Source organism: Pontiella desulfatans, assembly GCF_900890425.1.
In the GTDB taxonomy this organism is placed as follows: Bacteria; Verrucomicrobiota; Kiritimatiellia; order Kiritimatiellales; family Pontiellaceae; genus Pontiella; species Pontiella desulfatans.
In genome coordinates, this window is the sequence record NZ_CAAHFG010000001.1 from 4,027,981 (window position 1) to 4,051,022 (window position 23,042).

Below are 23,042 nucleotides of genomic sequence, written 5' to 3' on the forward strand. Positions count from 1 at the left end.
GGGGTACAAGTATGAACAAGATACTAAAAGCCGCGGTATTGTTGATTGCGACAGCACTCTACCTGTTGACGCTTCGGCTTTTTGTATCCAGCGACCAACCCTACTATATCCTTGGAATCGGAATCGTCGGCCTGGCCGCCTGGTTTTTCGGAACGGTTACCGGGCTGGTGATGGCGATGCTTCTGGTTCCGCTGACGGATCTGGTTTACGGCAACCATGTGATCGTCCGCGATTTCATTAAGCTGGCCAGCTCCCCGGCCTATATCTCCATGCAGGTTCTGGCGGCCATCGGCATGGGCTTCCTGCGGCGGGAAAAAAAAGCCCTCTCCAAAAAGGAAACCGAATTGGAAGAAACCAACGACCGCCTGCAGAACGTGCTGGCCCAGGTCAAGGAACCCGGCGGCATCCACAGCCTATGCAGCACCTGTAAAAAGATCGTGGACGACGGTGGCGAATGGCAGGATGTCGACCACTTCCTGAGGCAGCACACCAAGATGGAGTTCAGCCACTGCATCTGCCCGGATTGCGCCGATGCTTTCAAGAAGTCGGCGGAAGCACTACAGCCTTAATCCACCAGCTCGTGCCGCATGTTATGGCCAAGGTGGCACGTGATCTCATACGGGATCGTACCGGCCAACCGCGCCAGGTTTTCAACACAGTTCGGAGCGGTGGGGTCGGACGAAATCACCTCGACCTCGTCGCCGACCTTCACATCGGTAATATCGGTTACATCGACGGTCATCTGGTCCATCGAAACCCGCCCGCGCACCGGTGCATCCCGTCCGTTGATGCGCACCACCGCCTTGTTGGATAGGTTCCGGAAATAGCCGTCGCCATAACCGATCGGCACCACGCCGACGCGGCTGTCGCGATCATAGCGATGCGTGAGCCCATAGCCGCTGTGGCTGCCTGCGGGAATGTGTTTGACGGCGATCAGCTTCGCCTTCACCGACATGCAGGGCTGCAGCCCCACGTTGCTTTTCAGTTGATCGGATGGATGGCAGCCATAGACCGCAATCCCCGGGCGAACCATGTCGAAATGGGTCTCCGGCAAATCCAGGGTTGCCGCCGAGTTGGCCGCGTGCCGCATAATGTTGCCGGCCTCCGCCAGGATGGACTCAAACAGCTCCAGCTGCCGGAAGGTTGAGGTTCGGTCCACTTCGTCTGCCGTGGCAAAGTGGGTATAGATCCCCGTCAAGGTCACCTCGTCGGTGGCATTGATGGTTTTAATCAGGTCTACCGCCTGCTGGGCCGGAACGCCGAGACGCCCCATGCCCGTATCGACCTTCAGATGCACCTTGGCGCGCTTCCCAACGCGCCGGGCGGCGGCCTGGATCGATTCCAGCGCCGACTTCGACATCACGGTCTGGGTGATCTCCTGCCAGACCAGCTCGTCCTGGATCTTGAAATCATCAAAGTAGGCGGAAAGGAAGCAAAGGATGAACCCGTGGTATCCCTTGCTCCGCAGCTCCAAGGCCTCCAGCGGTGCGGCCACCGCAAAGCCATCGGTCAGCTCGGCCAGCACCGGATAGAGCACGTCCATCCCATGCCCGAAACAGTCGTCCTTCACCACGGGGCAAAGCTTCACGCCTTCGCCGATCAACCCACGGAGAACTTGGATATTATGCCTCACGGCGGAGGCGGAAATGGATGCTGTCAGATAGTTTTTCATAGTATGTGCACAAAAAAAGCTCCCGGAAACCGGAAGCTTTAAGTTGTAGCCGTTCTTCCAATGCTTGGAAAGGCTAAGCGCCGGTCATCTGCGTACGATGGCCAGACTCGAAGCGGGTGATGTCCGCTTCGTAGAGCAACGACTCGGCAATATCGTCCAGGCCCTGCAGCAGTTTTTCCTTCACGGCCGGCTCGACCTCGAAGACAAACTCGGTGTCACCGAAGACCACCTTCTGCTCTTCAAGATTCACCGTCGCCTCCAGCGGTTCGTCGGATGCCGCCATTTGGAAGATCTTGTCCACGTCCGCGCTCGACAGCTGAACCGTCAGCACGCCGTTCTTGGCGCAGTTGTTGCGAAAGATGTCGGCAAAGCCGGGAATATCGCCTTCGATCGGCGCAATCACAACCTTGAAGCCCTGCTGGGCAACGGCCCACACGGCATGCTCGCGGCTGGAACCGCAACCAAAGTTGTTCCGGCCAACGAGGATCGAGGCGCCCTGCGTCTTCGGCTGGTTCAGCACAAAGCCGGCGTTGTCGGAACCGTCGTCGGTGTAGCGCCAGTCGGAAAACAGCGCCGGGCCAAAGCCGGTGCGCTTGATCGATTTCAGGTGCTCCTTCGGGATCAGCGCGTCCGTATCGATGTTCGCGCGGTCGACCGCACAAACGATTCCTGTGAATGTTTCAAACTTTTCCATTAGTCGATCTCCCTTACGTCCACAAAACGTCCGTGAATTGCCGCTGCTGCGGCCATGGCCGGGCTAACGAGATGGGTACGGCCGCCGCGGCCCTGGCGACCTTCGAAGTTGCGGTTGGAGGTCGAAGCGCAACGCTCCTTGTCCTTCAGCTTGTCGGGGTTCATCGCCAGGCACATGCTGCAGCCGGCATAGCGCCACTCGGCGCCCGCTTCGTGGAACACGCGGTCGAGGCGCTCGGCTTCGGCCTGGTAGCGAACCTTTTCGGAGCCCGGAACCACCAGCACGCGGACTCCGTCGGCAACCTTCTTGCCTTCCATCACCTTCGCGGCGGCGCGGAGGTCTTCGATGCGGCCGTTGGTGCAGCTGCCGATGAACACGGTGTCGATCTTGATATCGGTCATCTTCATGCCCGGCTCAAGGCCCATGTAGTCCAGTGCGGCGCGCACGTCTTCCGGTGCATATCCCGCCACGGCGTCAAGGGCCGGAACGGTGCTGTTCACGCCCGTCACCATGCCGGGGCTGGTGCCCCACGTAACCTGCGGCTCAAGCGTTTCAACGTCGATCACGAGCACCTTGTCGTAGTTCGCGTCGTCGTCGGAGAAGAGCGTCTTCCAATAGGCGATGGATTCCTCCAGCGCTTCGCCCTTCGGGGCGAACGGGCGGTCTTCGGCGGTGATGTAGTCGATGGTGGTCTGGTCGGGGGCAATCAGCCCCGAACGCGCGCCCGCTTCGATCGCCATGTTGCAGACGGTCAGGCGGCCCTCCATCGAAAGCTCCTCGATCGCTTCGCCGCAGAATTCGAATGCGCATCCGGTTCCGCCCGCGGTTCCGATTTTGCCGCAGAGTTCAAGCACCAGGTCCTTGGCGGTGACGCCGGTCGGAATCTTGCCCTTGAATTCAACCTTGTATTGCTTCGGCATTTTCTGGCGAAGCGTCTGGGTGGCGAGCACATGCTCCACTTCGGAGGTGCCGATGCCGAACGAGATGGCGCCGAACGCACCGTGCGTCGCCGTGTGCGAGTCGCCGCAAACCACCGTGGTGCCCGGCAGCGTGATGCCCTGCTCCGGGCCGATGATGTGCACAACGCCCTGCTTGTCGGACTCCATGCCATAGAAGGTGATGTTGTTGTCCGAACAGTTCTGCTGAAGCGCATCAAGCTGTGCCGCGGCAATCGGATCCGTCACATCCGCACGGACACGGCTGTCGGTCGGTACGTTGTGGTCGGTGGTTGCGAAGGTCAGCTCCGGATGGCGCACCTTGCGGCCATGTAGCTTAAGACCTTCAAACGCCTGCGGGCTCGTGACTTCGTGCACGAGGTGGCGATCGATGTAGAGAAGCACTTCGCCGCCGGGCAATTCCTTGACGACATGCTGGTCCCATATTTTTTCAAACAGTGTTTTTCCCATAATTTTTACCTATATTTTAACGAACCGGGGATTATAGGTAGCCCATTCCCCCGTTCAAGCCATTCCTTGCGGTATTTAGATTAACTCGCAACAGCGCGTTTTCCTTTATCGGCAAGGAAATCTCATTCATCAGTTCAGTTGCCGAAAACCGGGTTCCAGCGGCTCAGAATCAATGTCTGCCACAGCCGCCCAATTCTTCCGTTTCCGTCTTCAAACGGATGAATGAATTCAAACTCGTGGTGGAACACCGCACCGGCCACCAACGGATGCAGCTCCGTCGCTTCCAACCATTGGAAAAGCTGCTTCAATTACGGACAAAAGGGACATAACCCGTTTATTCGCCTTTCCCGTTCTGTCCATTTTGTCTATGGTTTGTTCTAGCCTTGTAAAGCCGATCAGAAAAGCCTCCGTCCGACTCAAAATCCTCAGCCTGCCGAGCCAAAAGCTTTTCAACCAGATAATGCGCCTGGGCTGAAAGCACTGCACCGAGGTTCGCCGCCCGCTCCTCGCGGCTCTGTTGCCGATCCGACCGGTTTATCCAGCCAGCGGCCTCCGCCAAACTCTCGGGACGCAGGTTCCGCGCTTCGCCGAACAGGGTCGCATTCTCCGTTTCCCATAATGGAAGATGTTTGCGCTCCAGATATTTCTTATAGTCCTTATGCAACTCCCCCAAACTACCACGCGCAACATTGGTCAGATTCAATTCCAGCTTCTTGGTTGTGGCACTCAGCTCGCTGCCTTCACGGATATTCTGGAAACCGCTTCGCGCCGCCTGCACCATCTGGTCATGGTGCCGATCCTTCGGCGGGATATACAACTCGCAAAACCGGCAGGTGAAATCATAGCACAGCTCCGCAAGTTGATACGCCCTCAGCTTTCGGAAACCGCTATGCTTCCCGAAAATCCGTTCCGACGAATCGGAACTCAATACATGCCGCTTTTCTTCCATGCCCCAAACCAGTCTTGAACCACCTGAAATCAGACGGTTTTGTCACTTCTGTCCGTTCAACACGGGAAGTGAACCAGATCAAGAACTGGAAACAAAGCAAATCTACAGCGCAGCCAGCACCGTGTTGAACGTTTCGCTGGGGCGCATGGCGGCGTTGGCGAGGGCGTCGTTCGGGCGGTAGTAGCCGCCGATGTCCATGGCCGCGCCCTGGCAGTCGATCAGCTCGGCAACAATCTTGTCCTCGTTGGCTTCCAGTGCTTCGGCCAGCTTGGCGAAGCGCGCCTTGAGGTCGGCATCGGCGTCCTGCGCGGCGAGGGCCTCGGCCCAGTAGAGCGCGAGGTAGAAGTGGCTACCGCGGTTGTCGAGCTCGTTGACCTTGCGCGACGGCGACTTGTTTTCCTCGAGGAACTTGGCGTTGGCCGCGTCGAGCGTGTCGGCGAGGATCTGTGCCTTTTCGTTGCCGAAGACGTTGGCGAGGTGTTCGAGCGAAACGCCGAGGGCGAGGAATTCGCCGAGCGAATCCCAGCGCAGGTGGTTTTCCTTTTCGAACTGCTGGACGTGCTTGGGCGCGGAGCCGCCGGCGCCGGTTTCGAAGAGCCCCCCGCCGTTCATCAGCGGAACGATCGAGAGCATCTTGGCGCTGGTGCCGAGCTCGAGGATCGGGAAGAGGTCGGTCAGGTAGTCGCGCAGCACGTTGCCGGTGACGGAGATGGTATCCTGCCCGGCCTTGGCGCGCTCGAGCGAAACGCGGGTGGCTTCGACCGGCGGAAGAATCTGGATGTCGAGCCCTTCGGTGTCGTGATCCTTGAGATAGGTGTTCACCTTTTCGATCAGCTGCGCGTCGTGGGCGCGGTTTTCGTCGAGCCAGAAGATGGCCGGCACGCCGGTGGCGCGGGCGCGGCTGACGGCCAGCTTGACCCAGTCCTGGATCGGGGCGTCCTTGACCTGGCAGGCGCGCCAGATGTCGCCCTGCCCCACCTCGTGGGCAATCAGCACGTTGCCTTCGGCATCGACCACGCGGACGGTTCCGGCGGCGGGCACTTCGAAGGTTTTGTCGTGCGAGCCGTATTCCTCGGCCTTCTGCGCCATGAGGCCGACGTTGGGGACGGTGCCCATGGTGGCAGGATCAAACGCGCCGTGCTGCCGGCAGAAGTCGACGGTTTCGGCATAGACGCCGGCATAGCAGCGGTCGGGGATGATAAAGTTGGTGTCCTGCTGCTTGCCGTCCTTGTTCCACATCTGGCCGGAGGCGCGGATGGCGGCGGGCATGGAGGCGTCGATGATGATATCGGACGGAACGTGCAGGTTGGTGATGCCCTTGTCGGAATCGACCATGGCCAGGTCGGGTGCGGTTTCGTAGAGCGCGGCCAGGTCGGCTTCGATCTCCGCCTTCTTGTCGGCAGGCAGGTTGTCGAGCTTGGCATAGAGATCGCCGATGCCGTTGTTGGCATCGAACCCAACCTCGGCCAGCGCGTCCGCATGCTGGTCGAGCACGGCTTTATAGAAAACCTTCACGCAGTGGCCGAAGATGATCGGGTCGGAGACCTTCATCATGGTGGCCTTCATATGCAGCGAGAAGAGCGTGCCGGCCTTCTTGGTGGCGGCGACCTGCCCGGCCAGGAACTCCTCCAGCGCACGGGCGCCCATGAAGGTGCCGTCGAGCACTTCGCCAGCCTGCAATGCCAGACCGTCCTTGAGCACCGTCGTGGAGCCATCGGCGGCAACCAGTTCAATCGTCGCGCTGGTGGCTTCGGGAATCGTGACCGACTTTTCGTTACCGAAGAAATCGTTGGCCGACATGCTGGAGACAACCGACTTGGAATCGGCCGACCACGCGCCCATGCGGTGCGGGTTGTTCTTGGCGTATTGCTTGACGGCGGAAGCGGCGCGCCGGTCGGAGTTGCCTTCGCGCAGCACCGGGTTGACGGCGGAGCCCTTGATCTTGTCGTATTTCGGCTGGGCGGCGGGATCGTCGTATTCGGGCAGCGCGTAGCCGAGCTTCTGCAGCTCGGCGATGGCCGCCTTCATCTGCGGGATCGAGGCGGAAATATTCGGCAGCTTGATCATGTTGGCTTCCGGCGTCTTGGCGAGCTCCCCCAGCTCGGTCAGCGCGTCGCCGACCTTCTGCTCGTCGCTCAGGCATTCCGGAAAGACGGCCAGGATGCGCCCGGCCAGGGAAATATCGCGCGTTTCAACCGCAACACCGGCGGCCGAGGTGTAGGCCGCAATGATGGGTAGCAGCGAACGGGTCGCCAGTGCGGGGGCCTCGTCGGTGATGGTGTAGATGATCTTCGCTTTTTCGCTCATAGTATTTTTTCCATTAGTTAGATGCCGTCTCAAAAATCAGAGCCGATTTGTCTATGGGAAAGCGGGCTTTATGTCAAGACAGAGCGCCGGTTTACCCAGCAAATCCTGCCATCATCCAATCCTTGGATAAAAAGATCCTTGAAACTGTACGATCGTTCAGTTATCTATATTTCCAACAACAGGAGACTTCATGCCCCGCAAAATCGACTTATCGGAAAAGATCAACCAGCTCCGCTCCTTCCACGAGGCGGAGGGGCGGGCGCCGAGCTATGCCGAGATGGCGGAGCTGTTCGGCTACAGCTCCAAGAACGCCGTCTACGCCCCCGTCAACAAACTGCTCGAACTCGGCTACCTCGAAAAAAGCGCCAATGGCCGCATTGTGCTGACCACCAAAATCACCGGCTCCACCAAGCTGCTCGGCTCCGTACAGGCCGGCTTCCCCTCGCCCGCCGAGGAAGAACTGGTCGATACCATCAACCTCGATCAATATCTCGTCCGCCGCCCGGAGGCAACCTATCTGCTAACCGTCAGCGGCGATTCGATGATCGAGGCCGGCATCCAGCCCGGCGACCTGGTGCTGGTGGAAAAAGGCGGCGTCCCGAAACAAAACGACATCGTCGTGGCGCAGATCGACGGCGAATGGACGCTCAAATATTTCGGGAAGGATGCCACCGGCGTCTACCTCGACCCCGCCAACTCGGCCTACACCCGCATGCGCCCCGAACGCTCCCTCAGCATCGGCGGCATCGTCAAGGCCGTCGTCCGCAAATACGCTAAATAATTTTGGAGAAAAACATGAAACAGCGCACGACAACCTACAACTCGCTCAGCGGATGCCTCGAAGCCCACTTCGGCGACCGGCGACCCAAGGCACCCTCCCGGGAATACCGCGAACCCGAACAGGGATTCCGAACCATCCAGTTCCAGTCCCTCCCGCTCAAACTCAACTACATGCGCCGCCGGACAAACAATCCGTTAACCCGGCTAACTATCGGATTTTTACAGGACAATGGATAACAGGACTATTCCCTGGAAAAACTGAGGATTATTTTGGACAGGATCATTGAATGACACAATGACTCCCTCCCCCCGCAAAAATAATCCTGTCATTCCATCATCCTGTCGTTATTCCTTCCTCCCCCGGCAGCGCGGGAAAAATAGTCCTGTCATCAATAGTCCTGTGAATTCTCCACCCCAAGTCCATGCAACAAGAACAACCCATCGTCAACGCCTCGTTCCCGCAGGCAATATTGCACATCGACGGCGACGCCTTTTTCACATCGGTCGAGCAGTCCATGCACCCGCACCTGAAAGGCCGCCCGGTCGTGAGCGGCAAGGAACGCGGCATCATCGCCTGCGCCAGCTATGAAGCCAAGGCACTCGGCATCAAACGCGGCGTCGGCCTGTGGGAGGCGCGCAAAATATGCCCCGACCTCGTCGTGCTGCCGAGCGACTACGAAAGCTACAGCATCTATTCCAAGCGCATGTTCGAGATCATGCGGCGCTACACGCCCGCGGTGGAGGAATATTCCATCGACGAAGGCTTCGCCGACATCACCGGCCTGCGCCGCCTCCACCACATGTCCTATCCGGACATCGCGAAAAAAATCCAGGAGACCATCTGCAAGGAGCTCGACCTGACGGTCTCGGTCGGGCTCAGCCTCTCCAAGGGGCTGTGCAAGATTGCCTCCGACTACCGCAAGCCGCACGGCTTCACCGCCGTGCGCGGGCGGCACATCCACCTCTTCCTCCAGCGCATTCCGCTCGAGGAGGTCTGGGGATTCGGGCGCAACACCGTTGCCCTGTTGCAAAAGCACGGCCTGCACACCGCCTACGACTTTGTCCTGCGCCCTTCAACATGGGCGCAGAAAATGTTGGGCAAACCCGGCCTCGAAATCTGGCACGAGCTGCGCGGCGTCAACCTCCTGCCCGTCACCCCCAACCCCAAGCCGGCCAACGTCTGCATCGGCAAAGGAAAAACCTTCACCACGCCCTCGGCCGACAAGGAATTCGTTTATGCCAAGCTCGTGCGCAACGTCGAATCGGCCTTCATCAAGCTACGCCGCCACAAGCAGCGCACCAAGGAAATCCATGTTTCGCTGCGCTTCAAGGACTACAACCAGCTCGGACTCGGCGCACGGCTCAACCGCGCCACCGACTCCACCCAGGAAGTGCTGCCGATGGTGCGCGAGCTCTTCGAAAAGGTGTTCCGCCCCGGCCATGAATACCGCACCACCCAGATTTGGCTCACCCGCCTCGAATCCGCCGAGAGCACCCAGTTCGACCTCTTCGACGATCGGCTGAAGATCGAACGGTTCGACCGGCTCGCCAAGACCATCGACGAAATCAACGCGCGCTTCGGCAAGCACAAGGTCTGCGCCGGCACCGCCCTGCAGATTCGCGACACCCCCGCCACCGCCCGCACCGAACTCCCCTGGCGCAAGCAAAACCTCCTCCCCGGCGAAACCGACCGCCAGCGCCTCTACCTCCCGCGCCTTAACCTTAAAATCTGAGTCCGTTCACCCGCTCATCCACCATCCCGCCGGGCAGCAGACGATGCGGTCGCCGCGCGCCAGCAACCGGTCGAGGATTTTCTTTTCCGGCGGCGAACGATTTCCCGCCCTTGGGAATGTGCACCAACGCATGGAAATGATCGGGCATCACCACGTACGGGCGCCCTCATGGGTGCCCTCTTGGGCAGGCACAAGGCCTGCCCCTACGGATTCCCAAATGCGGCCAACCATTTCCCTGACCTCCTTGGACGCAAAGATTTCCCCGGCGTCGCGATGCGCACATGCCGTAATGAAATAGGTGCCGCCGCCCGCCTAGTCGTGCCCCTTCAGCCGGATCGAACGGCGGTTGTGGATTGCGGGGTTGTATTGGGTTTTGTCCATGGCCTTATTTTTTCTGCGATGCAAGGAACCATTGCCAGGCGGCGCGGTAGGATTTGGTTACACCGCGCCCCTTGAGGTAGCATTTGGATAGAGCCAACTGGGCCTCCTTTTGCCCCTGCATGCCGGCCTTGCGGAAATTATTCGCCGCCTTGCGGTCGCTCTGCCGAACGCCGTCGCCTCGTTGAAAACAGAGCCCAAGACGGTACTGGGCATTGGCATTTTCCTGCTCGGCGGCTTTGCCATACCACGCTGCGGCACGGGCAATATTCTTCTCAACCCCGTCACCCTCCTCGAGGCACAGGCCCATGCGGCATTGCGCAACATCGTTGCCGCCCTCCGCCGCCAACCTGAACCAGCTTGCCGCCTGCGCCATGTCCTTCCGCACCACGGTTCCATTGGCATGGAAGAGTCCCAACTTCAGCAGCGCGCCGGAACTTCCGGCATCGGCTCCTTTGCGGAACCACTCCAAGGCCTGCCCCAAATCTTTTGCAACATGGTGCCCCTGCTCATGGCACAGCCCCACATTGCGCATGGCCTCGGCATAGCCCTGTGCAGCCGACTGCATGAAGAGATCGAACGCCTTGCCATAATCCTGCGTCACGCCCTCGCCGTTAAAATAGGCCACGCCCAGGTTGTTCTGCGCGGCGGCTTTGCCCTGTTCCGCCGCAAGCGAATACCACTTGAACGCTTTTTCCAAATTCCGTGCCACGCCATGCCCATGATCGTATGCCCACCCCAGATCGTTTTGCGCATCGGCCAGCCCTTCCTCCGCCGTCTGGCGGAAAAGTTGCGCCGACCGCTCCTGGTTGCGCCGAATGCCGGTGCCCCAATAATAGGCCACCCCCATCTGGTAACGCGCCTTCAAGTGCCCCTGCTCCGCTGCCAGCCGATACCAGCGGAAGGCTTCGGTGTCATCCTCCGCAACGCCCCGGCCCAGGGAATGACAAATGCCGAGCATGTATTGCGCGCCGGCCGATTGCTGTTCGGCGGCCAGCCGGTACCACTCCACGGCCAGCACCCCGTTGCTTTCCACGCCGAGCCCGGAATAGCAACGGTCGCCCATTTCGCACTGGGCGGAGATATAGCCGCCCTCCGCCGCCTTCGTGTACCACTCAACCGCAGCCGCGTCGTTGCTCTCCACGCCCTGCCCGAGTTCGTAGCGCACCGCCAGATTATATTGCGCCTGACCGCACCCCTCTTCCGCTGCCTCGCGGTACCACTTGACCGCCATCGCATAGTCACGTTCGCCAAGATCCCCATCGGCATAGAGCGCACCGATGTTGTTCTTCGCCAGTGCCGACCCCTGTTCGGCGGCCTTGGTGTACCACTCCAGCGCCGCCTGCATATTGGTCTCGGTTCCGTAGCCGTTGCGGCAACGCCAGCCCATGGCATACTGCGCGTCGGCATGGCCGTGTTCGGCCGCCGTGCGATACCAGCGCACCGACTCCGTCAGACTGGTTTCAACCCCAACACCATCGTCGTAGCAACCGGCCAGCCGATACTGCGCGCTATCGACGCCCTGCTCGGCGGCATGCAGATAGTTCGAGAAACCGGCAGTGAGGTTGGTGGCCACACCCTGCCCGTGGATAAGGCACCAGCCCAGATTGTACTGCCCCCAGCCATGCCCCTGTTCCGCGGCGGCGGCATACCACTTCGCCGCCTCGGCATAGTCCCGCTCCACTCCCTTGGCAGAATAATAGGTATTGCCAAGTTCGTTCTGCGCGTTCGCATGGCCGTTGCTGGCCGAATGCTGGAACCACTTCAGCGCCAGGGCCGCATTGGTCGCCACGCCTTCGCCGTTCCGGTAGCGCCACGCCAGGTTGCACTGCCCCATCGCATTGCCCTGCTCCGCCGCTTTCATGTACCACCGCACGCCTGCCTCGAAATCCGGATCGCCGAGCCATCCGTTGCACAGCATGGCTCCAAGGTTGTTCTGCGCGGTGGGATTCCCCTGCTCTGCCGCCAGCCGATACCACCTTCCGGCTTCCGAATAATCCTGCTCCACGCCAATGCCCTTTTCACAGTGCCAGCCCATGGTCTGCTGCGCGCTGGCTACGCCTTGCTCGGCGGCGGCGGTGTACCATTTGATCGCCGCCGGCAGGTTGGTCGCTGTTCCAAACCCTTGATCATGGCACACCGCCAATTCATACATGGCCGTCGTGTGGCCGAGCTCTGTCGCCTTGCGATACCATTCGAAAGCCTGCACGGGATCCGCCTCGACCCCCTCTCCGTATTCGTAGCACTGCCCCAGATTGTATGCGCCAAAACGGTTGCCCTGCCCTGCGCTCCTCCGGTACCAGTCCACTGCCGCAAAATCATCGCGGTTCGTGGCAATTCCCTCGTCCAGATAATAGCCCACCTTCACCTGGGCGGAAGCGTGCCCTTGCTCCGCCGCCTTGAGCAGGAAGGCCAACGCACTGGTGGCGTTCGGTTGCACCCCCAGCCCGTCCTCGTAGGCGCACCCCATGTTGTATTGCCCATAGGCATCGCCCTGTGCCGCCGCCTTTGAATACCATTCAACCGAGGCCGCCAGGTTGGTCTCTGTCCCGTATCCAGATTCATGGAACCAACCCACCTTGACCTGCGCCGACGACGACCCCTTTTCCCCCGCTTTCAGGAGCCATTCAAAGGCCTTCCCCGGATGTTCCTCCACACCATCGGCATATTGATAGCAAAGCCCCAGATTATACATGGCATCAACGTGCCCCTGTTCCGCGGCCTTGGCATACCACTCCGCCGCCAGCACGTCATCCTTTTCAACGCCCTCGCCATAGTCATAGCGAACGCCCAGCGAAAACTGCGCCTTGGCATACCCCTGCTCCGCCGCCGCACGGTACCACCGGGCCGCTTCAACCATATTGGTTTCCACCCCCCGTCCCCGACGGTAGCAATTGGCCAAGGTATATTGCCCCGATTGGCTTCCGCCTTCGGCGGACGCCATGTACCACTTCACCGCCTCTTGCAGATTGGTCGCCGTGCCCTTGCCATATTCATAGTGATAGCCCAGCGAATATTTCGCGTTCGCATAGCCGTTGGTGGCCGCGCGATACATCCAGGCAAAGGATTTATCGGCATTCCTTTCAACGCCTTCCCCTCTCGAGTAGCCGTGTGCCAGATAATATTGTGCCTTGGGATAATCCTGCTCGGCCGAGGCGCGGTACCATCGCATCGACTCGACATGGTTGGCCTCCCCGCCATCGCCACGCCGGTAATAGCCGGCCAGGTTGCATTGGGCAACCCGGTTGCTTTGCGCCGCCGCGAGGGCATACCAGCGCTTGGCCTCGGCCGGATTCTTGTCCACCCCCTCCCCGACACCATAATGGTAGCCGATGGAATTCTGCGCCTTGTCATACCCCAGCTCGGCGGACTTCATTTTCCACTCGATGGCCAGCTGCAGGTTTGTTTCCACGCCCTGCCCCTCGGCATAGCGTGTACCCAGGCTATACATCGCCATTGCATGCTGCTGCTCCGCGGCCAACCGGAACCATTTCACCGCCTCCACGAAATTGGTTTCGGTTCCTTCCCCCCGACGGTAGCAAAGCCCCAATTGGTATTGCGCCTCGGCATCCCCCTGCTCGGCCGTCTGCCAAAACTCATCGATCCCCGCCGAACTGGCCAAGGCGAACAGCAACAACCCCACGCCCAAACAACCTTCTTTCATTAAACGTCCCCGATTCATTCCGCGTTCCCATGCTGGGTAAAACCATGGTGCGTCCCCATGGACTCCAGTTGCAGAACAGCGGACTCGTGCCCCTGCGCGGCGGCCTTCGAATACCATTCGTAAGCGGTGTTCATATCCAGCTCCACCCCCTGCCCGTTGGCATACATGTCCCCAAGCCAGTTCTGGGAATACTTGTTGCCCTGCGCCGCCGCCTTGGAAAACCATTCGAATGCCAGCGCATAGTCCTTCTCCACGCCGTCTCCGTTGTAATAGCACTCGCCCAGGCTGTCCTGCGCGCTCGCATAGCCCTTCTCCGCAGCCTCGCGAAACCAGTAGACCGCCTGTTCATGGTTTTGCGCCACCCCTTCACCGTTCTTATAGCGATAGCCCAGTGAATTCTGTGCTTTTACGTGCCCCTGACCGGCCGCTTTGCGATACCAGTACACAGCCTGCTCCATATCAACATCCACATCCTCACCAGAACGATAACGCTGGGCAAGGTTGTACTGGGCCGACACATGCCCATGTTTCGCCGCAACACGATACCACTTGATCGCCATGGCCGCATCCTTCTCAATCCCATAGCCATGGGCATACCCCCATCCAAGGTTGTATTGCGCTTTAACGTGGCCGCGCTCCGCTGCCTCGCGAAACCACTTCACCGCCTCGACAGCATTCGTTTCCGTGCCGATTCCCTTTCGATAGCATTGGGCAAGACTGTATTGAGCTTTTGCATTTCCTCCAGCAGCCGATCTCGTATACCACTCAATGGCCTTGGGCAAATTGGTTTCGACGCCGGTTCCGAGTTTATAGCAAATGGCGATGTTGCGTTGGGCCTCGGCGTTTCCCTGTTCTGCGGCCTGTTCATACCAGCAGGCCGCCAACTCGAGATGGTTTTCGATATACTCCGCATTTTCAAAGAAACGCCCGAGATTGTTCTTGGCGGAGGCGCTTCCCTGTTCCGCCGCCAAGGCATACCAATGCGAGGCTTCGAATTCATTCCGGGCAACCGCAATCCCATTGGCGCAAAAATACCCGACCTTGAACTGGGCGCCAGAGTGTCCATCAAGAGCGGCTTTATGATACCATTCAAAAGCAAGGAACTCATCGATCTCCACACCCAGTCCATACTCGAAGCAACGCCCAAGAAAATAGGCCCCAAGGGTATCGTCTTGTTCCGCAGCCTTACGAAACCAATCGGCGGAAACCTTGAAATTCTGTTCAACGCCTCGTCCGTCTCGATACAATTCGCCCATTTTACATTGCGACCAGGCATCATCCTCCTCGATTCCCTTGCGATACCACGCAATGGCCTTGCCGATGTCCTGCTCGACTCCGTCACCGGTTTCATAGAGATAGCCCAGATGCCTTATCGACGAAATCTCGTTCCTTCGGCTTTCTTGCCCCAGATCTATTAACTTCTTTGTTGCCGTCGTTGCGCAACCAGTGAGTAAGACAACCAGAATCGAAAATGTGACGAGTAATCTAGACATGGCAAATCCCACGATCTTCCCGGCTCACCCCTTCTTGGCCTTGTAGAGCATCCAGGCGGCGAGGGTTTTGGCGTCGGCGATTTGGTTGGTGCGGATCATCTCGTCCATCTCGGCTTCGGAGAGGATGACGGTTTCGATGCGCTCATCTTCATCGAAGGCGGTTGCGCCCTGCCCGGGGGAGAGTTTGGCGAAATAGATATCGATGCGCTCGGTGCAGTAGCCGACACTCGGATAGATGGGCCCCAGCAGCTCCAGCGATTCGGAGGAATAGCCGGTTTCCTCCTGCAACTCGCGCGCGGCGGAAACCTCTTCGGCCTCGCCGGGATCGCAATTGCCGGCCACTACCTCGAAACAGATGCGCTCCATCGCCTTGCGGAATTGGCGGATGAACACAAAACGACCGTCCGGCAGCTGGGGAACAATCGCCACCGCCACGCCGTGCTGCACGATCTCGCGGATCGACGTCCGCCCATCCTCCAGCTCCACCTCCAGCACATCCACATTCAGGATGCGCCCCTCATAGACCGTTTTCTTCGAGATTGTTTTTTCGTGCATGATCCTTCCTTTCACCAACCAGCCGGACGGAAAAACTGACGGCCGTCAGTTTTTCCGTCCGGAATGGATGGGGGTTTCGTTGAGGCGGTAGACGCTGCCGACTACGTTTCTAATGTATTGTTCATCGGAGATATCGTCGGTGACCTCCGCCGGGAATTGGACGAGCTCCTTGAAATGCTGCGCCAGTTCGCGGAAGACCTTGAGGCGCGACGCGTGGTCGAGTTGGTTTCGGCGCATGAGGGCGGAGAGCGCGAGCGAGGCTTCGCGGGGCGTTACCAGGGAGCAGAGCCGCGCCTCCAGATAGGGATGGTCTTTGAAGGAGTTGTATTTAATCCCGCCGAGCTGATCGACATCCGGCGACGCGATCATGGGCTGACGCACCACGACGGTGCCCGCCGCAAGATCCCCCAACCGCTGGGCCCTGGCGTTGAAGAGCGTCGTGACGCCGCCGACGAAATAGAACATGGGTAGCGAATCGACAAAACGCAGCAGGTTGCGCACAACAATCTGGCTAAAGTGCAGGCGGTGCCCGCCCTCGTCGACGACGCGCAGACGCAACAGGCGTTTGCCCAGGGTCTGCCCGTTCCACAACCATTCCAGGCAAATACCATACCCAACGGTAACCACGAAATAGACGATGATCGAGAGCGCCATCACAAAATCAAGGCTAATGATGAAGGCCAGGGCAAGCACGAAGCGGACGATCATGGTGACAATGCTGATGGCCATGATATCGATGATCCAAGCGAGCATGCGGACGACCGGACTGGCGAGCATCAGCGAAAAGACCACGCCCTCCGGCGTACGGATATTCAGCGTATGGAACCTGGTGTTAATCGCGCACCTCCCGCCCACTGAACATGAGAAAAGCGAACAGCAGCACCAGCTCGACCGAGCCGACGGCGATTTTTACGGCATAGGGCAGCGCCGGTTCGTGGTCCTGCGAAAAAAAGGACTCCACCAAACCCGCCCAGACCAACAGGCAGGCAACGCCACCGATCAGCGTAACCATGTCCGGCAGTATGGCGCGCAGCCGCATCTTCATCGAAAGGCGGTTGCCCCACCCCACCATTGCACTGGCCAGGAGCAGCCCGGCCTGCCCGGCAATCAGGATGGCGGGGATTTCCACGCTGCCATGCGGCAAGAGCCACCCGGTCAGGAAAACCCCCTCGCCCGCAATCAGGTAGTCGGCAATCACCGCACCAAGAATGACGCCGTTGTAGAACAGCAGAATAATCGTTCCGGCCCCCCAGCTAATCCCCAGCGCCATGAGGAGGATCGACACGCGCGTGTTATGCGTCATGAGATGGGCCGAGAAGGTGCTCTTGCCTTCCATACTGACGTCTTCCTGCTTTTCCTCCTTGGCCACGCGCTCGCTTGGATCGCCGTGCAGATGGCTGAAGGGCATGAGGGCGGCCTTGGCTTGCGGATCGAACATGACCGCCCCGCCGCCAAAGAGCGAACCGACCGCGGTGATGGCCAGCGCCAGCGAAAAACAACGCGCGCGGCGACGGAAGGTTTGCGGGAAGACCTTGAAGAACCAGTGCAATGGGCGGAACCGCATGCTGTTGGCCTGCTTTTCCTGGATCTCGCCGAAGGCGCGCGAGACGAGCGATTCGAGATAGGTTTGCAGCTCGGTCTGGGTGACAAATTCCCGGATCTGGACGAGGTCGGCGGAGGTGCGTTCGGCCAGATAGTGGAACTGCTTGAGCTCCTCCAGATTAAAGCTACCAAACGGTTCGCGCCCGATGCGTTCCAGCAACGCCTCCAGCTCATCCCAGACGGGCTGTTCCTTATCAATGAAACTTTGGAGATTGATGATCATGGGTTTTCCAAATGAAGAATTAAGATTTAAGAATGAAGAATTGTAGAACTCAGGCGGCGTTGGCCTTTAAATAAACAAAGGCGTCGCAGACCCCCCATTCTTAATTCTGATTTCTTCATTCTCAATTGCATCCTCTAAATTAGCTGGCGTTGTTTGATCTGCATATACTGTGTCACCAAGTCGGCGCTGAGGTGTTCGTTGTCGAGCAGGTTGAACTGGACGCCGATGTTGTGCAGGTGGAGTTCGAGTTCGTGCAGTTTTCGCCAGGCAATATGGCCCCCCAGGCGACCGTAAAGTTCGGCGACGGCCCCGGCGGGTTCGCCGGTGAATAGCGGCGATGCGCCTTCCGGGTTCATCATATTGACGATGGCCAGGTGGTGGCGGCTCAGCACCGGGATGCTCTCCTTGAAGCGCTCGGCTTCGGCGGCATCGTCCAGGCTCGTGAGGAACACCAGCAGCGCGCGCTTGCGCAGGCGGGTGCGGACGAAGGAGACGAGCTCGTCGAAATCGGGCGAGGCCTCTTCGGGCAACAGGGTGTAGAGTGCATTGCGGCAGGTGTCGAAATGCGCCTTGCCGCGCGAAGCCTTCAGAAAGAGATGCGGCTTGGAGCCGAACTCGACCAGGCCGAAGAGGTCGCCCTGCGATTCCGCGGCGACGGCGAGCATCAGCGCGGAACCGATGTAGCGTTCCAGCAACGTGACCTGCTCGTCCGTATCCGGCACCTGCACCCGCCGCGCGCTGAGGCGGGAGGAGTCGAGAATGACGTAGACTTCCTGCGTGCGCTCGATTTGATAGACCTTGGTGACGGGGTGCTGGCGCTTGGCGGTGGTTTTCCAATGGATGTCCTGATAGGTGTCGCCGGGGATATATTCGCGAAGCTTCTCGAATTCGCGCCCTTTGCTGACCTGCCGCCAGAGGTGGCCGCCATAGTCGCCGCGGTTGAGGAAGAGCGCCGCCGCGCTTTTTCGCTCGCGGCGGAGGTTGGGATAGACCCGCATTTCGGAATCGACCGGCACCAGGCGCCGAACCCACCAGAAGCCCAGCGCCGAAGGCACTTCCAGGCAGCAGCTATCGAGCACATATTTCCCGCAGTCGATCGGTTCGACCATCCATTTGAGCTTGTACCAGCAATCCGCCTTCGGCAGCGCCATCCGGAAATGTTCGCGGTCGGACGTGACGCTGGCCGGCAGCGGCAGCCCAAAGCGGATGGCCTTGAACGACCGGCCAACACTTTTCACGCGCAATTCGATGGCCCCCTGCACCCGCTTCGAGAGCCGCACGATTCCGGGCGCCTCGATCTCGACCCCAACCAAGCGGCGACTACTTGCGGCCGCATCGGCCAGCACCAGCAAAAGTAGCCCCCCGACCCCAATGGCTCCGGCCAGGAACACGGCCGGGGAAAATGCCGCAACGACCGCATAGGGCACCAGGACCGCGGCGGTTGCAACCAGCAATCTGTTCGAAGGAACGATCAACGCGGCACCGGGATTTCCTGTAGGATACGTTCAATGATTTCGGAAACGGTCATGCCTTCAATCTCGTATTCCGGGCGCAGGATGATGCGCAGGCAGAGGATGGGTTCGGCCATGGTCTTGATGTCGTCGGGCGTCACGAAGTCGCGCCCCTGAACGGCGGCATAGGCGCGCGCCGCCAGAATGAGCGCCTGGGTGGCGCGCGGGCCTGCGCCGACCAGCGTGCTGTCGTCATCGCGCGTGGCGCGCACCATGTTGACGGCATAATCGACGAGCTCGTCGCGCACGGCCACCGCGCCAAGGGCCTCGCGCATCTGCCCCAGCTCGTTGGCGGGAACCACGGCATGGACCGCCCCCGACTCCAGCACATTTTCCGGAGCATCCGCACCGAGGCTGCGCTTGGCCAGTTCAACCTCCTCCTCCTTACCCAGGCAATCCATGGCGATCTTGAGCATGAAGCGGTCCTTCTGCGCTTCGGGCAGCGGATAGGTGCCTTCGTACTCCAACGGATTCTGCGTGGCGAACACGGTGAAGTCGGAGGAGAGCCGGTGCGTTTCGCAATCGATGGTCACCGAGCGTTCCTGCATCGCCTGAAGCAGAGCCGACTGGGTTTTTGCGGGGGCACGGTTGATTTCGTCGGCCAGGAGGAAGGTCGTGAAAACGGGCCCTTTCACCAGGTTGAATTCGTTGGTCTTCATGTTGAAGATATTGGTTCCGGTGATGTCGGCCGGCATGAGGTCGGGCGTGAACTGGATGCGCCCGAAGTCGCACCCCAGCACCTTGGCCAGCGTCCGCACCAGCAGGGTTTTCGCCACGCCGGGCACCCCCTCGATCAATGCATGGTTGCGTGTGACGATGGCGATGAGCGCCTTATCGACCACCTCCTCCTGGCCAATCACCACCTTGGCGATTTCGGCCTTGGCTTTCGCCAGCACTTCCTGAAGTTGTTCAATCGTATACGCCATGGCTATTTCCTTTCGTTCAAAACCTTCGTTAACCGGTTATGGATTTCGACCGGGTGCTTGCTTTTATCGATCCCTTTGAGTTCGGACTCCAACCGTTGCATCCGCCCTTGCATGGAGGGCGTGCGCCGGAAGGTTGCCTTCCACTCCTGGATCATGGCCTCCATCAGCTTTTTCTGCGGGATATGCCGCATGAGCAAATTGGTGAAACCGTCCAGCGAGCGGACGCCGGTTCCAATATTCCCCGAATCCGAATCGTCTTCATGACGCGGGATGAAGCTGGAGCTTCGCTGCCAGACAAAAAGCCCGGCGAGCAGGAGCAAGGCAAACAGGACGCCCTGCATACGGTAGCGGTTGACCAGCATCATCACCCCTTCCTGGCTGCTTACGCCCAGATGCATCTCGTCGAACAGAATGCGTTTCGGCGAACCCAGGAGGCGAACCAGGAAGTCCGTACTCCGGTCGGTCACCATCGCCTCGTTGCAGAAGATGAAACTATCGGCCAGGAGCACCACCGTGCCCTCGCCCCACTGGCGCTCGATCACGACGGGGTTTTCCAGGTAGCGATAAAGCACGTTCCATTCTTCGCCGAGCTCCCCGAACCAAAGCGCGGAATGGCACTGGATGGGATACATCCCATCGGTTTCGGAAAAGGCGTATATTCCCTGATCGAGCTCCTTCAACTCCTTGCGGGTGTATTGCTCCAGCTCGACACTCCACTCGTCGCACGCATTCGTTGCGCAGGAGCTGCACTCGTTGGTGGAGCTCGCCGGTTGCCGTTTTCCGATGCGCGGCTCAACCGGGCGGAATGCAACCACGGCCCGACCGCCGGATTCGATGAACGGGACAACCTCCTCCTCGGCATCGTCCAAAAACGACTGGCTGTTGCACCCCAGAAACAGCGCCGTTGTGCCGGAAACATCGTTGGTCTCCATTGGCTTGAGTTGCTGGACGACCTCCACATCGGGAAGGGCCACGAGCGATTGGTAGAAAATCTTCGCGCCTTGCGGGTCGGCGCGGAACGAGGAATAGGGTGGATACATGTCGCCGGAATCGAAACGCAAGGCAAAAAGCTGGTAGAGCCCGGCACCGAGCAGTCCGGCCAGCAACGCCCCCACCAGCAGCAACGCTCCGTTACGCTTCGACGCCATGGCGCAACCTCTCCATGTTGTGTTCCAGCAGCCCCACATCCTCGGCCGTTGCCGGATGCAGGCCATACCAGGCCCGTTCAAACAGCGCTATGTTTTCGCCGAAAACCGGAACGACGTCCGGGCAGCGGCGGGCGCGGCGATCCAGTTCGCGGCAATAGTCGAGGTTCGACTTGGAGTGCAGGATGGCCAAGAGTTCCTTGCGCGACAGCAAGGCCAGCCCGGCCAGGAACCAGGCACGCATCGCCTTGCGCAGGTCCCCCTGGGCGGAAAGCTCGCGCGCCATGGCAATCCATTCGTCCTCCGCGAGCATGGTTGCAATCACGTTTTCATCGTCGAGATCCAGCTTGATGGTAGACATCTCCGCCTCCTCCAGCTTGGGGGGCGGCGCCCGGCGTACCAGGAAAGCCCGAACCAGAAAAACAACCAGGACGCCCAACAGGATGATCAACAGCAGGACGGACAAACCCTTGAAAAACGCAGGATCAAGCCCGCTGCTTTTTTCTTTCCGCTGATGCGAGGGCGTAAAGCGATCGCCCAGCCATTCGAGAAAACGCTCGAACGCTTCGCCAATGGATTTGGCGGTGGATTCCATCCACGTGAAAACCGAATCCATGAACGTGCCGAAAAAGCCCTTCTCCTCATCCGATTCGACAAACTCGCGCGGCATGCGCCAGGTGAACTCGCGGTTTTTCATGACGCGGTCGACCGATTCGTCCAGCTCCGAGCTATCGATGGTTTCCTGGTTACCGGGCACCCTGAAGGGTGGACTACATGCATCTTCCGATTGCGCAGTGTTTTCATTGGTGCATGTAGTCCAGGCTTTAGCCTGTTCCGTTGTCCCGAACAACAGCAACGCCATCAGTCCGGTGCGCACCATTCCGGCCGCGCGGCGGCGCGGCGGTATGCGCTTGAGGTCGGTCATCAGGTCTTCACCGGTCTCGATGGATTGGCAGGCATGGAAGCGCAGCACATAGACGGCCTTCACCAGCGGCTCCACCACGAGATAGGCCAAACCCACCACGATGGCCAAGAACGTCGTGTTGCCCAGCCAGTACCAACTGCGCGCAAACTCGGTTTCCACTCCGAGCAGCGACTTGAGCAAACCCGGAGCCAAGGCGAGCACGGTAATGAGGTTGAGCACCACGAAATAGGCAAAGCCAACCACCACGGCAACCATGGTGTGGTTTTGCAGGGGCATGGGCATTGCCATGGAGCGCGCCGTGGCGGTGGACTCCCTGCCGGCGGTTGGGTCAACAATGCATAGGTTGTTGAAATAGGCATAGATCCAGCCGAACGGGATGGCCACGATGGCCGAGAACGGAACCAGCACCAGCGCCCAGGAGGAATAGATGGCATGGAACCGGTACATCCGCAGGAAGCGCCTTGGAGTGATGGACTCGCCTTGCGCCTGCATCAGGAAGCTGGAGAGCCGTTGGCAAAAGAAGGCCTGCCACGTTCGCATCCAGATGTAGAGCAGGCCAACGCCGAGCGCCGCCCCGGCGCAACGGTCGCCCGCGAAGGGGCTGGCCGACATGTCGGCCAGGAAAAAGAGGATGCCGAGCAAATAGGGTATGGCACCGAGCTGGAACAACAGCATGGTTTGCAGCGGCACCGCGCGCAACAGATGGACTGCGCGCTCAATGAGGTCGAGCGCCCCTTCGGTCTCGCTGTTTTTTCCCCGGCGCGTCACACCGACCTCCAGATGTTGCCGGAATGGAACGAATCGGGAATGAGCAGGAGCAGTTGGCCGATGGCATAGAAGAAGATCCAGGCCAGCAGGATGCCGAAGGCGGCCTTGAACGTGTTTGCAATGGGGTTCCACACGCTGGCGGTTTTGCGGGCCTTGGTTTCTTCGGGCCTCTGCAGGCAGGAGGCGCATACGAGGCGGCCTTGGTGTTCGGTGACGCACTCGCGGCAAAAATAGTTGCGGCACTCCGGGCACCGGGCCACCGCCTCGCGTGCGAGGTGATGGAAGCATTTGGCTTGATGCAGGTCTGCCAC

The 23,042-nt window shown here is 59.7% G+C and carries 20 protein-coding genes and 1 pseudogene; 4 read left to right on the forward strand and 17 right to left on the reverse strand.

Annotated features, from left to right (window positions below; genetic code table 11):
• Window positions 1-11 precede the first annotated feature (11 nt).
• A complete protein-coding gene (locus tag E9954_RS14175; protein WP_136079806.1) occupies window positions 12-569 on the forward strand; it encodes a hypothetical protein in 558 nt (185 codons plus the stop codon).
• Here the strand turns inward: E9954_RS14175 and alr are convergent.
• The 6 genes and pseudogenes from alr to E9954_RS14205 form a co-directional block, all read right to left on the reverse strand.
• Complete coding sequence (gene alr, locus E9954_RS14180; protein WP_136079807.1) at window positions 566-1,672, reverse strand: alanine racemase; 1,107 nt, start codon at window positions 1,670-1,672, stop codon at window positions 566-568. The genes E9954_RS14175 and alr overlap by 4 nt on opposite strands.
• 73 nt (window positions 1,673-1,745) lie before the next feature.
• Window positions 1,746-2,366, reverse strand: a complete 621-nt coding sequence (leuD, locus tag E9954_RS14185; protein ID WP_136079808.1) for a 3-isopropylmalate dehydratase small subunit — start codon at window positions 2,364-2,366, stop codon at window positions 1,746-1,748.
• Window positions 2,366-3,772 carry a 3-isopropylmalate dehydratase large subunit gene (gene leuC, locus E9954_RS14190; protein ID WP_136079809.1) on the reverse strand — a complete coding sequence of 469 codons (1,407 nt, stop codon included), beginning with the start codon at window positions 3,770-3,772 and terminating at the stop codon, window positions 2,366-2,368. The genes leuD and leuC overlap by 1 nt, the downstream gene beginning before the upstream one ends.
• A 137-nt stretch (window positions 3,773-3,909) precedes the next feature.
• Window positions 3,910-4,080 (reverse strand): annotated as a pseudogene (locus E9954_RS14195) (Fic family protein); the annotation flags it as partial.
• A gap of 26 nt (window positions 4,081-4,106) precedes the next feature.
• Window positions 4,107-4,721: a four helix bundle suffix domain-containing protein gene (locus tag E9954_RS14200; protein WP_136079811.1), complete on the reverse strand. Its 615-nt coding sequence runs from the start codon at window positions 4,719-4,721 to the stop codon at window positions 4,107-4,109.
• 102 nt (window positions 4,722-4,823) lie between these two features.
• Window positions 4,824-7,028: an NADP-dependent isocitrate dehydrogenase gene (locus E9954_RS14205; RefSeq protein ID WP_136079812.1), complete on the reverse strand. Its 2,205-nt coding sequence runs from the start codon at window positions 7,026-7,028 to the stop codon at window positions 4,824-4,826.
• A gap of 190 nt (window positions 7,029-7,218) precedes the next feature.
• Here E9954_RS14205 and lexA point away from each other — a divergent pair, with 190 nt between their 5' ends.
• From lexA to E9954_RS14220, 3 genes are all read left to right on the forward strand, one after another.
• Window positions 7,219-7,809 (forward strand): transcriptional repressor LexA, encoded by a 591-nt coding sequence (lexA, locus tag E9954_RS14210; protein WP_136079813.1) that lies wholly within the window; start codon window positions 7,219-7,221, stop codon window positions 7,807-7,809.
• Between the two features lie 14 nt (window positions 7,810-7,823).
• Window positions 7,824-8,045 carry a hypothetical protein gene (locus E9954_RS14215; protein WP_136079814.1) on the forward strand — a complete coding sequence of 74 codons (222 nt, stop codon included), beginning with the start codon at window positions 7,824-7,826 and terminating at the stop codon, window positions 8,043-8,045.
• A 185-nt stretch (window positions 8,046-8,230) separates the two neighbouring features.
• On the forward strand, window positions 8,231-9,541 hold the full coding sequence (locus tag E9954_RS14220) for a DNA polymerase Y family protein (RefSeq protein WP_136079815.1): 1,311 nt from the start codon (window positions 8,231-8,233) through the stop codon (window positions 9,539-9,541).
• A gap of 6 nt (window positions 9,542-9,547) precedes the next feature.
• On the opposite strand, the gene E9954_RS33495 is transcribed toward E9954_RS14220, so the two are convergent.
• The 11 genes from E9954_RS33495 to E9954_RS14270 all read right to left on the reverse strand — a co-directional run bounded on the left by E9954_RS33495 (window position 9,548) and on the right by E9954_RS14270 (window position 23,042).
• Entirely contained in the window at window positions 9,548-9,673 is a 126-nt protein-coding gene (locus tag E9954_RS33495; RefSeq protein ID WP_281281218.1) for a hypothetical protein, read from the reverse strand.
• A gap of 253 nt (window positions 9,674-9,926) precedes the next feature.
• A complete protein-coding gene (locus tag E9954_RS14225; RefSeq protein WP_168442262.1) occupies window positions 9,927-13,583 on the reverse strand; it encodes an SEL1-like repeat protein in 3,657 nt (1,218 codons plus the stop codon).
• Window positions 13,584-13,597: 14 nt separating this feature from the next.
• The gene (locus tag E9954_RS14230; RefSeq protein ID WP_136079817.1) at window positions 13,598-15,076 is read right to left on the reverse strand and encodes a tetratricopeptide repeat protein; all 1,479 of its coding nucleotides are present in this window, start codon (window positions 15,074-15,076) and stop codon (window positions 13,598-13,600) included.
• A gap of 24 nt (window positions 15,077-15,100) precedes the next feature.
• The gene (locus E9954_RS14235) at window positions 15,101-15,631 is read right to left on the reverse strand and encodes an NUDIX hydrolase (protein WP_136079818.1); all 531 of its coding nucleotides are present in this window, start codon (window positions 15,629-15,631) and stop codon (window positions 15,101-15,103) included.
• Between the two features lie 45 nt (window positions 15,632-15,676).
• Window positions 15,677-16,423, reverse strand: coding sequence for an RDD family protein (locus E9954_RS14240; RefSeq protein WP_222847181.1), 747 nt, complete (start codon window positions 16,421-16,423; stop codon window positions 15,677-15,679).
• Between the two features lie 40 nt (window positions 16,424-16,463).
• The gene (locus E9954_RS14245) at window positions 16,464-17,456 is read right to left on the reverse strand and encodes a stage II sporulation protein M (RefSeq protein WP_136079819.1); all 993 of its coding nucleotides are present in this window, start codon (window positions 17,454-17,456) and stop codon (window positions 16,464-16,466) included.
• Between the two features lie 134 nt (window positions 17,457-17,590).
• Entirely contained in the window at window positions 17,591-18,910 is a 1,320-nt protein-coding gene (locus tag E9954_RS14250) for a DUF58 domain-containing protein (protein WP_136079820.1), read from the reverse strand.
• Between the two features lie 17 nt (window positions 18,911-18,927).
• Entirely contained in the window at window positions 18,928-19,893 is a 966-nt protein-coding gene (locus E9954_RS14255) for an AAA family ATPase (protein ID WP_136079821.1), read from the reverse strand.
• A 2-nt stretch (window positions 19,894-19,895) separates the two neighbouring features.
• Window positions 19,896-21,041, reverse strand: coding sequence for a DUF4350 domain-containing protein (locus E9954_RS14260; protein ID WP_136079822.1), 1,146 nt, complete (start codon window positions 21,039-21,041; stop codon window positions 19,896-19,898).
• Window positions 21,025-22,731: a DUF4129 domain-containing protein gene (locus E9954_RS14265; protein ID WP_136079823.1), complete on the reverse strand. Its 1,707-nt coding sequence runs from the start codon at window positions 22,729-22,731 to the stop codon at window positions 21,025-21,027. Before E9954_RS14265 ends, E9954_RS14260 begins: the two co-directional genes overlap by 17 nt.
• Window positions 22,728-23,042, reverse strand: coding sequence for a hypothetical protein (locus E9954_RS14270; protein WP_222847182.1), 315 nt, complete (start codon window positions 23,040-23,042; stop codon window positions 22,728-22,730). The genes E9954_RS14265 and E9954_RS14270 overlap by 4 nt, the downstream gene beginning before the upstream one ends.